Here is a 15,050-nt window from a genome sequence, read left to right on the forward strand (position 1 = left end):
GGACATGCTTTGGTCTTGGGTAGCCCGCATTTTTACTCAATAAGTTTCCGGTACGCCGCCGACAACTTATCTAGTTTGCCAACAAGAGAGTAAACTGCGAACAAGTCCTGTCCATCCGCGATTAGAACAATCTTTTGAGCAACCCATGTCCGAAATGTCCCATCCCCTATTTGCCGACCTGAAACTTAGCGAGCCGCTGCTGCGCGTGCTGAATGAACTTGGTTACGAGGCGCCATCGCCTATCCAGGCGGCCACCATTCCCATTTTGCTCAACAACCGCGATGTGCTTGGTCAGGCGCAAACCGGTACCGGCAAGACGGCGGCATTCGCCTTGCCCATCCTCGCACGTATTGATATCCGGCAATCCGCGCCGCAGGCACTGGTGCTGGCACCGACACGCGAACTGGCGATCCAGGTGGCGGAAGCCTTTCAACGTTATGCCAGTCACATTCCCGGCTTCCATGTGCTGCCGATTTACGGCGGCCAGAGCTATGGCCCGCAGCTGAGCGCCTTGCGGCGCGGCGTGCACGTTGTTGTCGGTACACCCGGCCGTGTCATCGATCACCTGGAAAAAAACTCGCTCGACCTTTCGCAGATCAAGACACTGGTGCTGGATGAAGCCGATGAAATGCTGCGCATGGGATTTATCGATGATGTCGAGACCATTTTGCAGAAGACCCCGGCAGGGCGTCAGACAGCGCTGTTCTCGGCGACCATGCCCTCCGCGATCAAGCGCATCGCCCAGACTTACCTGCGCGATCCGGCCGAGGTCACCGTCGCAGCCAAGACCGGCACAGCGGACAATATCCGCCAGCGCTACTGGCTGGTCAGCGGGATGCACAAGCTGGATGCGCTGACACGCATCCTGGAAGCCGAGAGCTTTGATGGCATGATCATCTTCGCGCGCACCAAGCTCGCTACCGAAGAACTGGCGAGCAAGCTGCAGGCGCGTGGATTTTCCGCTGCGGCAATTAACGGCGATATTGTGCAGCAACAGCGCGAGCGCACCATCCAGCAGCTCAAGGACGGCAAAATCGATATCCTGGTTGCCACCGATGTGGCAGCACGCGGCCTCGACGTCGAGCGCATCAGCCATGTGATCAATTACGACGTGCCGCATGACCCGGAAAGTTATACGCATCGCATCGGACGTACCGGACGCGCCGGACGCAGCGGCGAAGCGATCCTGTTTATCGCGCCGCGCGAGCGTAATCTGCTCAAGACCATTGAACGCGCAACCCGTCAGCCGATATCCATGCTTGAGTTACCAAGCATTCAGGAAGTCAATGATGTGCGCATCGCCCGCTTCAAGGACCAGATCAGCGACACGCTCGCAGCCGGCGGCCTCGAAACTTTCCAGTCGCTGATTGAGGATTACGAGCGCGAAAAGAATGTCCCCGCCGTTGAAATCGCCGCTGCACTCGCAAAACTGGCACGTGGCGATGTGCCCCTGCTGTTAGACAAGAACAAGCGCGAGCCGGTACAGGAGCGCTCATGGTCGGACGATCGGTCAGCCCGCCCTGGCAGGTTCGAAAGCAGTACCCGCAGCGAACGGCCGGACCGATTTGAACGCAAGGACCGCCCTGACCGCGCCGCGTTTGCGAGCAAGGCGCGCGTCGACCGCCAGCCGGATGCGGGCATGCAAAGCTTCCGTATCGAGGTGGGCCATGCTCATGGCGTCAAACCTGGCAACATCGTTGGTGCAATTGCCAATGAAGCCGGACTCGACGCTAAGTTCATCGGCCGCATCGAAATTTACGACGATCACAGTACGCTGGATCTGCCGGAAGACATGCCGCCTGAACTGCTGAATCATCTCAAAACCGTCTGGGTCGCCGGCCAGCAGCTACGCATTAGCCGCGACGGTGAGTCGCTGGCTGGGTCGCCTGTATCCGCTACTCCGGCACGCGCGCAGGAAAAGCCGCCAGCCGCGCATAGCGACACACGTGCCGAAAAGCCGGCACGCAAGGAGCGCCCTGCACGTGAAGAACCCGTAGAGCACGAGGCGCCGCCAAAGAAGGAACGCTCCGGCAAGAAAGGCGAAGTCGGCATGCAGGCTTACCGTATCGAAGTGGGACATGTTCATGGCGTGAAGCCCGCCAATATTGTTGGCGCGATAGCGAACGAGGCCGGGCTTGATGCAAAGTACATTGGCCGCATTGAGATATTCGACAACTACAGTTTGCTCGATCTTCCTGACGGCATGCCGAACGAGATTTTCGAGCAATTGAAAACGGTGAGCGTGGGTGCACATCCGCTGCGCATCAGTCAGTCCGGCGTCGCTCCCACGCAGGAAAAAACAAGCGGAAAGAAGATCACCTTGAGTGCGCCAAGAAAAGGCGCTGAACGGCGGGTTGAAGAGAAGAAGTCGGCTGGCAAGCCGCCACACAAGGCGACCGAAGGATTCGGCAAGCGCAGCACTGGTGGGAAGGCCGGGTCCAAGCCGCAGCGCAAGGGCAGTAAGCCGGCATGATGGTTTCTGTCGGCTGAACTTCTATGGCGGGCGAGGTGGTAGGGGCATTCGTGAAGTGCCTGAGTGATTCAGGCAATCCAGGCACATTCACTATTGAGGGTTTAGTGGATACTTGACACACTCAACCCCCATCCCAGCCTTCCCCCTCTCAGGGGGAAGGAGCCGGTCCTCTCCCTGGCATGGCGAGGAGGCCGGTCCTGTTTTCAGCGATATCCCATTCTGGACTTGGCTGGAAACAAAACACCCAACTAACCTGCCCGCCATCGCCTGCAGGCCCCTTCCCCCTGGCAGGGGGAAGGCTGGAATGGGGGTTGAGTGCATCAAGTATTTACTGACCTCTCAATAAATGCTTAGTAAGACGCCGTACACGTCAATACGCGCACACCAGCTCATACGACACTCACTTCCAAGGCGTAATCAAATACTTTTCCCCGGTGCTGCGCTTGCCATACCCGGCAATCGCTTCCAGCTGCAGCGCCTCGGCAAGCGATACTTCTTTCGTGTAATGGCTGGCAAAGGTGGTTTTCAATTCCGCCGCAACCCGTTGTTTGAGCCGCTGCACGACAGCAGGGCCGGCCTTTTGCAGGAAAGGAAACAGCAGCCAGCCGCCCATGCTCCAGGTCATGCCAAAGTCACGAACGATTTCGGTCGGACGCGTGTCGAGGCCGCCGTAGATATAGACCTGCTTGAGTGTGGTGGAGCCATAACGGCTGTATTCCTTTGCGTTCCGGTTTGCCGCCGCTTCCATGCCGCTGAGGATTTGTCCTGCCAGCCGGCCGCCGCCAATGGCATCGAACGCAATGGTCGCGCCTGTCTCCGCCAGCGCATCGGTCAGGTCCTGCATGAAGGTATCGGAACTGGAGTTGCAGACATACTTCGCGCCGATCTTCCGCAGCAAATCTTCTTGTTCCTGCGAGCGCACGATATTGACCAGATCGATGCCATCCTTCAGGCAGATCCGGTTCAGCATCTGACCGAGATTGGATGCGGCAGCGGTATGAACCAAGGCCTTGTGCCCCTCCATGCGCATGGTCTCGACCATGCCCAATGCGGTCAATGGATTGACGAACGAGGACGCGCCTTCTGCCGCAGTGGTTCCTTCGGGCAGCGGCAAACACTGGTCCACCGGAACGCATCGGTACTGCGCATACATGGCGCCACCGAGGATCGCAACGGTCTTGCCCACCAACTGCCGGGCGGCATCCGAAGTACCGGCGCCGATCACGGTGCCGGCGCCTTCATTCCCGACCGGCATGGACATGTCCAGCCGGGCGGCCATGCTTTTCATGCCCTTTTCCGGAATACGCGCCGTAACCAGCGGGCCGTTATCTGTGTCCACGGCGGTCGCGGTGCTCATGTCGGCGGCGCCGAAGAGCAGACCGATATCGGAAGGATTAATGGGAGATGCGTCAATACGCACCAGCACTTCGTTCTCGGCCGGCGTCGGCACGGGCACGCTGACTAAGGACAGTTCCAGTTCGCCGCTCTGCTTAACGAGTGAACGAAGTTGCAACCCGGACTTTTCGGTATTCGTGGTATTCAATTGTGTCTCCTCAGTGGCTCAGTGGCTCAGTGGCCGGTGAAATGGTAGGTGGCGATACCGTCATGATCACGCCGATCTTATCACCGAGGAGATTTACAGGTTTGCAAGGCTGTTCGAAGCGAACTCGCTCACCGCTCGCAGCAATTCATTGACGAAGTTCAATGTAGAACAAGAACTTATTTTTCATGGCAGCCGTCTTATTCCATGGTCATTTGGATTCTTCAATCTTCAACCGCGTAAAGGTCAGATATGAGCATACTGGGCAATATTTTCAACAAGATCTTTCCATCCCGTGCCAAGAGCGACCAGGCAGCCGATGCCACGCAAACTGCGCAAAACACCGCGACGGCAGCTACACCAGCGGCACCTGCAGGCGCAGCACCAGGTGCTGCGGGGACTCCGGCAGCCGCGCCAGCGGCAATCGAGCAAGTCGATGTTGAAGCCATCCTGAACCAGAAGGCGCAGCAGAACGGCCAAAAGCTGAACTGGCGTACCTCGATCGTCGATTTGATGAAGCTGCTCGATCTCGACAGCAGCCTGAATGCGCGCAAGGAACTTGCCCAGGAACTGCATTACACCGGTGACATGAATGACTCCGCGGCAATGAATATCTGGCTGCACAAGCAGGTAATGAACAAGCTGGCAGAAAATGGCGGCAAGGTACCTGCCGACCTGAAGGATTAATTCGCAGTACCGGCATCGTTAATGCAATCAGGCTCCTTCGGGAGCCTGATTTTTTGGGGCCTGATCAGGGATGAGCGTTCAGCCGATTCAACTGTTCGCGCTATCCCGCGTTAATATGTGCTCCATCCGCCATTACAAACATTACACACCAAAAAGCCGGTCCCGTTTCCCATGGATATCATTTATAGCCCTGACCACCAACTCCACCGCGGCGAGTTCGAGTTTTACCGTGGCGAACTCGTGCCATGCTTTGAAAAGCCCGAACGCGCCGACTATGTGCTCAGTGCCGTCACTGCGCAGGATGTTGGCACAGTCTGCGAACCCGAACCGTTCCCGCTGACTGCCATCGAACGCGTGCATGCACCGCGTTACCTGCGCTTCCTTGAGCGTGCATGGGATAGCTGGACGGCGCTGGGCAACACACGGGATGCGATTCCCGCCGTGTGGCCGATCCGTGGTTTCCGGCATGATGTCGAGCCGGATAATTTCATCGCTCAGCTTGGCATGTATTCGTTCGACAGCGGCACACCGTTCACGGCGGGGACATGGCGCGCCGCGCGGCTGGGTGCGGACATTGCCCTGACAGCACAACGGCGCATTGCACAAGGCGCTCGCGCAGCATTTGCCTTATCGCGTCCGCCGGGGCACCATGCGGGCCCGGATTTCCTTGGCGGCTACTGCTTCATCAACAATGCCGCTGTCGCCGCGCAGGCGTTCATTGACAGTGGCGCGTCACGCGTCGCCATCCTCGACGTCGACTACCACCACGGCAATGGCACGCAATCTATTTTTTACGAACGCGCCGATGTGCTGTTCCAGTCCATCCATGGCGACCCAACAACGGAATACCCGTTCTACCTTGGTCACGCGGATGAAACCGGTGCGAGCGACGGCGTGGGCTTCAATCAGAATTATCCGCTTGCTGCGGGCAGCAGCAATGCGCAATGGTTTGCCGCACTCGATGCCGCCTGCAAACGTATTGCGTCGTTTGCGCCGGATGCGTTGGTGGTGTCATTAGGTGTCGATACCTACGTCGGCGATCCGATTTCCAAATTCAAGCTGGATGCGCCGGAGTATTTGCGCATGGGCAGCGAGCTTGCCGGACTTGGATTGCCGACGCTGTTTGTCATGGAAGGCGGCTATGCAGTGCAAGAGATCGGTCTGAATGTCGCGCATGTGCTGCGCGGGTTCAGGGACCTTGCTGGTTGAGTGCGGTGCGGGTCGATAGACACTCTATAGACCCTGCACCTGGGATCTGAATGTCCTCACTGGGGGTGCGAACACTTCAGCGGGAAGAAGAATTTGTCGCGATCGGACTCGTGTGTGGCTTCTTCGCATTAGGACAAGAGTGCGCGCATCTGTTGCGCGCGCTCCGTCTGCGTTCTTATTCTCTGCTTTATTCTCCCCCATACGCATACGTAAATTTGTTTCCGACTATGCGCCCCATCACGCGCGAACGCTGATCAAGACCGACGTGGTCTTTCGGGCTCATGGAAATCACGCCCTGCGGCACCATCAGGTTCCTGGTATTTTCGATGGCCGTGCGCAACGCGGCTCGAAACTCCCGGGTGCCCGGCTTGGCGGTTTTAAGCGCCTGCGGCACCGCATTCGCAATCAGCAGGTAAGCGCCCCAGGCATCTGCGGAAAATTGCGTCATCGTGTCGGGGCCATATGCGGCTTCATAGCGTTGCAGGAAGTCCATCGCAGTCTTCTTGATGGGATTGGTGCTGGGCAGGGTCTTGGCGACCACGCCCGGGCCGGACGGGAAGAACGTCCCTTCCACATCTTTTCCGCCAACGCGCAGGAAGTCGAGCGTGCCGATACCATGCGTCTGGTAGATGCGGCCCTTATAGCCGCGCTCGACCAGGGTTTTTTGCGGCAATACCGCCGGCGTCGCCGAACCGGCTACCAGGATGGCATCGGGCTGTGCCGACATCAGCTTCAGAATTTGCCCGGTGACGCTGGTATCGGTGCGCGCATAGCGCTCGCTCGCAACGACCTTGAGCTTGCGTAATTCGGCCAGCTTGGAAAACTCGCGCCACCATCCTTCGCCATAGGCATCCGCAAAGCCGATGAAGCCAACGGTCTTCACGCCATTGTCCGACATATGCTGGGTGATGATGGTCGCCATGTGCGAGTCGTTCTGCGGGATCTTGAATGCCCAGGCGCGCCTGGCATCCATTGGTTCGACGATCGCCGACGAGGCGGCCAGCGCAACCATGGGCGTTTCGGACTCGGCCGCAATATCGAGCATCGCCAGCGCGTTCGGTGTGGTGACCGGCCCCACCACCACATCGACTTTTTCCTCAGCGGTCAGCTTGCGCATGTTGCGGGTAGCGTTGGTCACATCCGAACCGTCGTCGAGAATGATGTATTCAGCCTTCTGCCCGGCAATTTCTTTTGGCCAGAGCAGCATCGCATTCTTGGTCGGGATGCCGATCGCAGCCGCCGGCCCGGTGGAGGAAATGGTGACGCCGACCTTGATCTGCGAGAAGGCCGGCGCGGCCAGCATGACAAAGGAAGCGCCAACAAGGGCGGGTAAGCGACGCAGGCAGAAGGACATGGATTTTCCTTGGTGGAGAAAGCTGAAATTATAGAACGGGACGGGTGGATACTTCCTGCGCAGAACAGGAAGCCGTCGCCAGACAGCTGCCGGACAATGGATGGCCGGAGAACGACATCATCATGGCGTTGACGATGTGATTGACGCGACATGGATAGATGAAGAGTCAGATGATTGCCAACTAACTCAAATGCTCGGTCATTGCCCGGCGGAGAAGAAGAACTTGGCAGTAGCATGCAGCAATGCGTATTGCCGATCCGGCCGTAACGTGAAGATCTTGGGCCGATTGCAGCCCGTGGTCTTCACGTTATGCTTTGATGCTTTCTACACTTATCGTGCCCGACTGTTCATGATGGTAATCATCGCGTTCATCATGTCACGGCAGGCGATGTAGCTCATTTCGCCCACGCAGGCATACCATTCTCCACTGAACCCGAGTGAGACAGGATAGAGCGACACATGTGCCGGAATATAGGTCTGCATGGTCTGTCTTACCCTGACTGGTTCGGACAACAGCATCTGCCGATAGGAAGCTTCGTCCATCTGCATCATCGTGACCAGCGGCTGCGGGTCCACGTACGGCAGGTCGCTCACTTGCAATGTCACTTGCGGACGGAATGAAGCAGGCGGTATGGGTCCGATCAGGCCGGGTTGCGGGTCGTTGTACAAGTTCCAGGTACGCGCCGGCATGACCGTGGTTTCCGACCCGCCTTGTCCTGGCGGTGCGCTGAAGGCCACGATACGCGAGACCATGATGCCGTTCGGCATGGTCGTGGTATCGACATCCAGCCAGGCAAAGGTTTTGTCAGCCGAGATGTTGAATCTTGCAATCACCGGCGTATAGCTGGAGGGTGGCAGTAGTTCGACGTTTTCAATGCCGGTACCGCGCACTTCGAGTCGGAAACTGCCCCTGACCGCGGCGTCGTTCGCCGGCGCATTGACCAGGGCAGCCGTAAACGATGCCTGGCTAGGTGGGGAGGGGGGAACTTGTGTGGGAGGTGGCACAGAACCTGGCAAGGGCGGCGACCCCGAGGGATCCAGCGGCGGTGAACCTGCCGTCACCGGAATCCGGTCGATCGCCGCTTCAATGCCTTGCGGCGTTACCGCTGCGGCGATCTCCATTGTGCGCTGTATCGATAGCTCGGGCGTGTTGTAGTTCAGCCCTTGCTGGACCGCAAAATAATGCCCTACCGTATATTTGTTGTTCAACAGAGCCGGCACCCAACCCCAGGTTGGATCATTCTGGAAGCTATGTGCGGAGTCAAGCATGCTGCGAATCAGCGTGCCCCTGCTGGCTGCACCGCTCGTAATACGTCCTGCCCAGAATTGCACGTCTTCTTCGGGTGGCGCGGTGTCTCCACTCCGCCCCAGCACATTCTTGTAAATGATCCGGACAAATTCCGATGGTGTCATGTTGACCGCATAACCGGTCAGTGACGGGTACTGGATGGCGGCGTTGTAAAAGTCTTCTGAAATCTGGTCGATGTTTTGGCCAGCTTTAAGGCGGTCTATCCAGAACTCAAGGCCATCGGCTTCCGGGATCCGGTTAAAGAATGCGACATAGAGTTCGATCAGTGTCTTGAGCGCGTTGGCATCGATGCTCTGTGCCTGCGCAGCCATCGCTGTATTCACGGTGACATCGGTAAATTGCAGCCGCTGTGCGCCTGCATTGAGATTGGTGGTGCCATCCGCTCCCGCATTGTCGATCACTGCGTACCCGCTTGCACTCTTGACGATGGTGTAGTTGGCGCGCTCGCCAGAAAACACTGCTTTGTTTCCGACGACGGTAGCTGCTGCCAGCTTCGTACCGGACGTCATCGCCGATGTTGTTTCACCGCTCCCGCCACAGGCTGTAAGCAGCACGCATGCCGATGTAACGGCATACCTCTGTAAGACCGATTTCATTTGTCACCCCAACGCTGTTTGTGCTGATGACGCTGACCGCGTCAATGTTCCTGACCCACCATGGGCCTTGATTTAAGAGCCGGCGCCAGAGGGCACGGTTCCCGGCAAGGGCACAGCGGATTTGATTTCTGTTAATGATGATGCGGGGACAGCTGCGGGTGCGGCAAGGCAGAAAAGAGAAATCACCTCATTTTTTAAACGATAAAAAACCGCCGGCGTACTGCCGGCGGTCGGAGCCATACAGGGAGGAGGTTGCAGAATGACGCTGCCACGCCCTCCGACAGCACAGGCTTACTTGCTGGTGCTGCCTGTCGTTCCTGTACTACTTGAAGGAGTAGTGGTGCTCGAAGGGCTGGAGCTTGACGGTGTCGTGCTGCCGGAGCTGCTGCTACCCGACGAATCGGTGGCGCTGGAGCCGGTGGACGAGCCGGTCGTCGAGCTTCCAGAACCCGATGTGCCCGACGTGCTGCTATCGGTACCGGTTGTGCCCGATCCGGACGAACCCGTCGAGCCGTAGCTTGGCATCGGCGGAACACTCAGACCGGAACTTGAGCCAGAGCTGCTGGTATCGGTGGAGCTACCCGAACCGCTCGAACCGGAAGTGCCCGACGTCCCGGACGTCCCGGATGTACCTGCCGTACCGGAAGTGCCCGATGTGTCCGAGGTGCCGGATGTACTTGAGCTGCCAGGCGTTGTCGTAGAAGTGGTCGTGCTGGGACTGGTGGTGCTCGTACCTGACGAACCGCTGCTGCTGGTATCGGAAGACCCGGACGAACCCGAGGTGCTGCTCTTCGGCGTGTCCACCGTTGTCGTCGTGGTTGTCACCGGGGCTGATGTTCCGCTGCCCGACGCGCCGCTGCTGGAGGTTCCCGCACCCGACGAAGTGGTGTCAGCCTTGGAAGGATCGGTAGTGACGGTAGTCGTGGTGGTGGTTTGTCCGAAGGCCATGGTCGCTGTGCCGATCAGCGAAATAAAAATGGCAATAGGTAACTTCTTCATGCTCGCTCCTTGTTTTTAACAATGAATTCTTCAGAAACTGCCGAAGGCAAGCCGGCCAGGACGGGATCGGAATGTTTCGCGCTCCGAGTCGAGTCATGGCAGGTTCTTTGTTTAGACCTTATTTGGTTGACAGGTTCGCATCATTGTTGGTGCGCCGCGGAAAAGTCGATGGTCTTGCCAAAATACATAACCAGCACATCGCCAGCGATATGTTCGATGAGCAATCGCTTATGTGCAGTGAAGAAATTAGCGACGTCGCTCAAGTTGCTGCATGCTCATCATCAGCTTGGTCATTCTTCGCGTTCGCGGCTTTGCTGCTTGAGTTGCGTGTATTTGGTCGACGAGCCGTAAGAGGCCTCCACCGGGTATTTTTCTGCATTCTTGCGGATCTTGTCTTCGGCGGCCTGCAACAGATCGATCCCGCTTTCACCGGCAATCAGCAAGAGGTAGAGCAGCACATCCGCGCATTCGTCGCGCAGCTGATCATGGAAATGCGGGTCGGATGCGAGTCGCCTGAGATCGTCATTCGATTTCCACTGGGTCAGCTCCAGCAGTTCGGCCGCTTCAAGATTAAGGGAAATGATCAGGTCCTTCAGCGTATGGAATTGTCGCCAATTGCGTTCGTCACGAAAGCGATTGAGCTGTTGATGGATTGCGTCGAGGTCGGCCATGTTATCTGTCCTGCGGTTGTCGTTGTCGCCAGTGTGCCTTGCTTCGGCCAGTGCTGCCAGTGCTGCCAGTGGCAACGAGCGATAAAAAGCAGCGGCAGGCAGCAGCCGAAAGCAACATCGCGCCAGACGCGATAGCATTGCCGGATGGAGAATACTCAACACACGGCGGCAGCCACCGGTAGCGGCGTTATTGTCATTGGCGCAGGTATCGTCGGCCTCTGCACTGCCTATGCCTTACGCAAAAAGGGAATGACTGTTACCGTCATCGATCCTGAAGAGCCCGGCACGCAATGCTCATACGGCAATGCCGGTGCCATCTCTTTCGGCTCGGTAGCGCCGCTGGCCATGCCCGGCGTCATGAAGAATGCAGTCGCCATGCTGCTCGATGCCGATAGTCCTCTGCATGTTCCCTTTCGCTACTGGATGCACGCGGCGCCATGGCTGAGCCGTTTCGTTGCCTCGGCGACGCCGCAGCGGGTCGAGCAGATCGCTTCGGCATTACAGCAATTGTTTGCCGGGGCAATGGACAACCACCGGGCGCTTGCACAGGAAATCGGCTGCCCGCAACGCGTTGTGCAAACCGGGCAGCTTCACCTGTACCGGGATGCGAATGCGCTGGCAAAGGACACCGGTTCATGGCAATTGCGAGAGCGCCACGGTGTACGTACTGAACGCCTGGATGCCGATGGCATCCGTGCGCTGGAACCAGCGCTCAGTCCGGCTTATCGCACTGCCGTCTTCATGCCTGAGCAGGGGGCGGTGACTGAACCATTCCTGTATGCGGAAGCGGTCGCCGCTGCATTCCGCGAGCGCGGTGGCGTCATTCTTCGTGACCGCGTAATGGGGCTGGCAAAAACGGCGGGTCAATCAGCCGGCTGGCGGGTGCAGGGAACGCAACAGGCGTATCAGACCCAGCATGTCGTGGTGGCCGCGGGTGCCTGGTCGGCGGCGCTGCTGCGCCCGCTAGGCTGGCGTGTGCCACTCGAAAGCCAGCGTGGATATCACCTGCACGTCGCGGAGCCGCAGATCTCGATCTCGCGCCCTCTGGTGTTTGCTGATCGCAAGGTATTCGTGGTGCCGATGGAAACCGGACTGCGCATTTCCGGCACCGTCGAGTTTGGCGGCCTCAGGATGCGGCCGACCTGGCGACGCGCCGACCTCCTCGGCGTGGCGGCGAAGGAGGGCTTGCCGGCGTTGCGGCTGGCGCCACAGGCATCGCGGTGGATGGGGCATCGGCCCTGCCTGCCAGATTCCTTGCCGGTGCTCGGGCCGGTGCCGCGCAGTCCGGGGCTGTGGTGCGCATTCGGACACGGGCATCTCGGTGTGACAGGCTCAGTGAATACTGCGCAATGGATCGCATCGGCGATAGCAGGAGCAATGGATATGGCGAAGTTCGAGGCGTTCAGTATCGCGAGGTTTTGATTGGCCGGATTGGTGGGAAAACGACACGGGTCTAAATTCACAGGCATCGCTCTGACCGTAAAAGCAGGTCAAACAGTTCAGGCAGGCTGCGGCGCCCAGCCAAACAAGTCCTTGAACGCCTTCCGGTATTGCGATGCGCCCAGCCGCATGCTGTTGTTATGCGTACCGCCTTCCACCAGCAACAGGCGCTTCTTGCCTGGCGCGGCCTCATACAATTTTTCACTGAAGCGTGACGGCACGTAACGGTCGTCGGAACCATGGACGATCAGCACCGGGAGATAGACGGCGGATATCTTGTTCACCGAATCGAATTTCTGCGATAGCAGCAATTGCAAGGGTAGCCATGGATAGGTCAGCGAGCGCGCAATGTCGACCAGCGAGGTAAATGAGGATTCGACGATCAGGCCATGCGCGGCGGGCAGTGAAGAAACGCCTGTTTTCTTGCTATGTTTGCCATGCAGACTGGCCGCGAGATCGATGGCCACTGCACCACCGAGCGAATGGCCATAGATGAAACGCTTTCCTGCATCGGGCTGCAAGGTGGTCAGGTGCTGCCATGCGACTTGCGCGTCTTCATACACCGTTTTTTCGGAAGGCAGGTCGCCGTCGCTTTTTCCAAAGCCGCGATAGTCGATGGCGAGCACGGAAAAGCCGAACGCATGCAGTTGCTCGATGCGAAACAACTGACCGGTGAGGTTCCAGCGTGCGCCATGCAGGTATAGCACTGCCGGTGCATTCGGATTGGGTGACGGCCACCACCAGGTATTGACATGCTGCGCCTTGCCATCGACCTGCACCGGAAGCGTTGCTTCGACGATGTCGTCGGGCATGCCGCTATACCAGCTCGCCGTGCCGGGCTCGACACGAAACGTCAGTTCACGCTCCTTCTGGGCAAGCTGACCGCAGCCGGCAGCGGCGAGGACCGAAACGATACTGGAGACCGCCACGATGGATACGCCGCGGCGGCGAATAAGTTGTGCAAATGCGGAAGAGAAAAACTTGAAGGCCATGAGCAGGAATGAATGATAACAATCGTGGCGGGTAAATGAACCGCAGTGTGAGTCAATAACAGCCTGCGCATCCTATCCGTACGTAGCACCGTGTCCGATGGAAACGATGTGCCAGGATAAGACTTTACGTTTGGCAAAACGTTCGCCCCGGACAGTAGGTAAAGCCATCCGGTGCAAAAGCGAGGCTGCATCTGTAGCACTTGTACTGAGCCTGTCAATCGTGCTGGTGATCGCTTGATTGATCGTGCGGATGCTTGTGGATCGGGTCGACCCAGTGCACTTCTTGCGGCGTCTCGACCGCGGCAATATCGAGATTGATCACCACGGCTTCATTGTCGCTGCGGACCAATACGCACTCCAGCGGCTCAGCCTCGCTCGCGTTGATTTCCTGATGCGGCACATAAGGCGGAACGTAGATGAAATCGCCCGGACCGGCTTCTGCGGTGAACTCCAGTGCATTACCCCAGCGCATGCGCGCATGGCCACGCACGACATAGATCACGCTTTCCAGTGCACCGTGATGATGCGCACCGGTTTTGGCGTTTGGATGGATGGTCACCGTCCCAGCCCACAGTTTTTGCGCGCCGACACGGGCATAGTTAATTGCGGCGGCGCGGTTCATGCCGGGCGTCTGCGGTGTGTTGGTGTCGAGGTTGTCGCCTTTGACCACCCGCACGCCGTTGTCGCGCCAATCCGGCTGGCTTGTCGTTTCGCTCATGGCATCCTCCATTGGGAATCCACATGATACGACGGTGCCCTGCATCCTGCAGGACTGTTCCCTGCGACCTTGCAACGCGCGTTCCTCCGGGTGTCCAGTGCTGTTATTCATCGTCCACTCACTGCCTGTCGGCGCATGTCATGGCGCGAATACAGGGGCAAAAGATTTTCCATGCATAAACAAGCTTGCGCTTCCTCATGAGGATGAAGGTTTTTCAATAGAATGAAATCAGACGAATGACATGAAAGGACATCACACATGCGCTATGAACTGTATTACTGGCCCGGTATTCAGGGGCGCGGGGAATTTGTCCGGCTGGCGCTCGAAGAGGCCGGCGCGGATTATGTCGACGTCGCACGCGGGTCCGAACGTCGTGGCCTCGGCATGGCAGCGATGATGGAACTGATGGAAAGCCCCGAGGTGACACGCCTGCCTTTCGCTCCGCCGTTCCTGAAGGCCGGCAAACAGCTGATCGGCCAGACTGCCAACATCCTGCTGTTTCTCGGACCGCGGCTGGGACTGGTGCCCAAGGGTGAGGCGGCGCGGATTTGGGTGCATCAATTGCAACTGACGATTGCCGACCTCATCACGGAAGTGCACGACACGCATCATCCGATTGGCAGCGGTTTGTATTACGAGGAACAGAAACCCGAAGCGCGCAGGCGGGCCGGCGACTTCCTGGAAGCGCGGGTGCCGAAGTTCTTTGATTATTTTGAAAGCATCCTGCAACGCAATCCGGACAGCGATGAATGGCTGGTCGGCGATGCGCTGAGCTATGCGGATCTGTCGCTATTCCAGGTGATTGCCGGCATGCGCTACGCTTTTCCAAAGGCGATGAAACGGCTGGAGCCTGACTATCCACTGCTGGTTGCGCTGCATGACCGGGTCGCCGCACGCAGACGTATCAAGGCTTACCTCAAGTCGAAGCGACGGATACCGTTCAATAACGATGGGATCTTTCGGGCGTATAAGGAGCTGGATCGGTAAGCATCATAACTAGGCGGCTTAGCTGGGGGCCAGGAGCCAGGGTTCGCAGCGAGGTGTCACGGGTAAAATAGCCGG

13 protein-coding genes are annotated in these 15,050 nt (G+C 58.2%); 7 read left to right on the forward strand and 6 right to left on the reverse strand.

Annotated elements, in window-relative coordinates:
- The first annotated feature begins 145 nt into the window (after positions 1–145).
- Positions 146–2,473: a DEAD/DEAH box helicase gene (locus tag ASE07_RS01475; protein WP_082583875.1), complete on the forward strand. Its 2,328-nt coding sequence runs from the start codon at positions 146–148 to the stop codon at positions 2,471–2,473.
- Positions 2,474–2,873: 400 nt separating this feature from the next.
- On the opposite strand, the gene ASE07_RS01480 is transcribed toward ASE07_RS01475, so the two are convergent.
- The gene (locus tag ASE07_RS01480; RefSeq protein ID WP_057289005.1) at positions 2,874–4,016 is read right to left on the reverse strand and encodes a zinc-binding dehydrogenase; all 1,143 of its coding nucleotides are present in this window, start codon (positions 4,014–4,016) and stop codon (positions 2,874–2,876) included.
- Between the two features lie 249 nt (positions 4,017–4,265).
- On the opposite strand from ASE07_RS01480, the gene ASE07_RS01485 reads away from it, so the two are divergent.
- Both ASE07_RS01485 and ASE07_RS01490 read left to right on the forward strand, forming a co-directional pair.
- Positions 4,266–4,700 carry a DUF3597 domain-containing protein gene (locus tag ASE07_RS01485; RefSeq protein WP_057289006.1) on the forward strand — a complete coding sequence of 145 codons (435 nt, stop codon included), beginning with the start codon at positions 4,266–4,268 and terminating at the stop codon, positions 4,698–4,700.
- Between the two features lie 171 nt (positions 4,701–4,871).
- Positions 4,872–5,909, forward strand: a complete 1,038-nt coding sequence (locus ASE07_RS01490) for a histone deacetylase family protein (RefSeq protein WP_057289007.1) — start codon at positions 4,872–4,874, stop codon at positions 5,907–5,909.
- A 187-nt stretch (positions 5,910–6,096) separates the two neighbouring features.
- Here the strand turns inward: ASE07_RS01490 and ASE07_RS01495 are convergent, their stop codons facing one another.
- Positions 6,097–7,263: an ABC transporter substrate-binding protein gene (locus tag ASE07_RS01495; RefSeq protein ID WP_057289008.1), complete on the reverse strand. Its 1,167-nt coding sequence runs from the start codon at positions 7,261–7,263 to the stop codon at positions 6,097–6,099.
- Between the two features lie 330 nt (positions 7,264–7,593).
- Positions 7,594–9,168 (reverse strand): DUF4214 domain-containing protein, encoded by a 1,575-nt coding sequence (locus ASE07_RS01500; protein WP_082583876.1) that lies wholly within the window; start codon positions 9,166–9,168, stop codon positions 7,594–7,596.
- Between the two features lie 259 nt (positions 9,169–9,427).
- Between ASE07_RS01500 and ASE07_RS01505 the strand changes: the two genes are divergently transcribed.
- The gene (locus ASE07_RS01505) at positions 9,428–9,685 is read left to right on the forward strand and encodes a hypothetical protein (RefSeq protein ID WP_057289010.1); all 258 of its coding nucleotides are present in this window, start codon (positions 9,428–9,430) and stop codon (positions 9,683–9,685) included.
- A gap of 54 nt (positions 9,686–9,739) precedes the next feature.
- A complete protein-coding gene (locus ASE07_RS01510; RefSeq protein WP_057289011.1) occupies positions 9,740–10,186 on the forward strand; it encodes a hypothetical protein in 447 nt (148 codons plus the stop codon).
- 271 nt (positions 10,187–10,457) lie between these two features.
- Here the strand turns inward: ASE07_RS01510 and ASE07_RS01515 are convergent, their stop codons facing one another.
- Entirely contained in the window at positions 10,458–11,000 is a 543-nt protein-coding gene (locus ASE07_RS01515; RefSeq protein ID WP_235548307.1) for a nucleotide pyrophosphohydrolase, read from the reverse strand.
- On the opposite strand from ASE07_RS01515, the gene ASE07_RS01520 reads away from it, so the two are divergent.
- Positions 10,983–12,260: an NAD(P)/FAD-dependent oxidoreductase gene (locus tag ASE07_RS01520; RefSeq protein WP_057289012.1), complete on the forward strand. Its 1,278-nt coding sequence runs from the start codon at positions 10,983–10,985 to the stop codon at positions 12,258–12,260. The genes ASE07_RS01515 and ASE07_RS01520 overlap by 18 nt on opposite strands.
- A gap of 77 nt (positions 12,261–12,337) precedes the next feature.
- On the opposite strand, the gene ASE07_RS01525 is transcribed toward ASE07_RS01520, so the two are convergent.
- Complete coding sequence (locus ASE07_RS01525) at positions 12,338–13,270, reverse strand: alpha/beta hydrolase (protein ID WP_057289013.1); 933 nt, start codon at positions 13,268–13,270, stop codon at positions 12,338–12,340.
- Positions 13,271–13,484: 214 nt separating this feature from the next.
- Positions 13,485–13,988, reverse strand: coding sequence for a cupin domain-containing protein (locus ASE07_RS01530; RefSeq protein ID WP_082583877.1), 504 nt, complete (start codon positions 13,986–13,988; stop codon positions 13,485–13,487).
- 258 nt (positions 13,989–14,246) lie between these two features.
- Here ASE07_RS01530 and ASE07_RS01535 point away from each other — a divergent pair, with 258 nt between their 5' ends.
- Positions 14,247–14,975, forward strand: coding sequence for a glutathione S-transferase (locus tag ASE07_RS01535; protein WP_057289015.1), 729 nt, complete (start codon positions 14,247–14,249; stop codon positions 14,973–14,975).
- Positions 14,976–15,050 lie beyond the last annotated feature (75 nt).

Source organism: Noviherbaspirillum sp. Root189, from assembly GCF_001428545.1.
GTDB lineage: Bacteria > Pseudomonadota > Gammaproteobacteria > Burkholderiales > Burkholderiaceae_D > Noviherbaspirillum.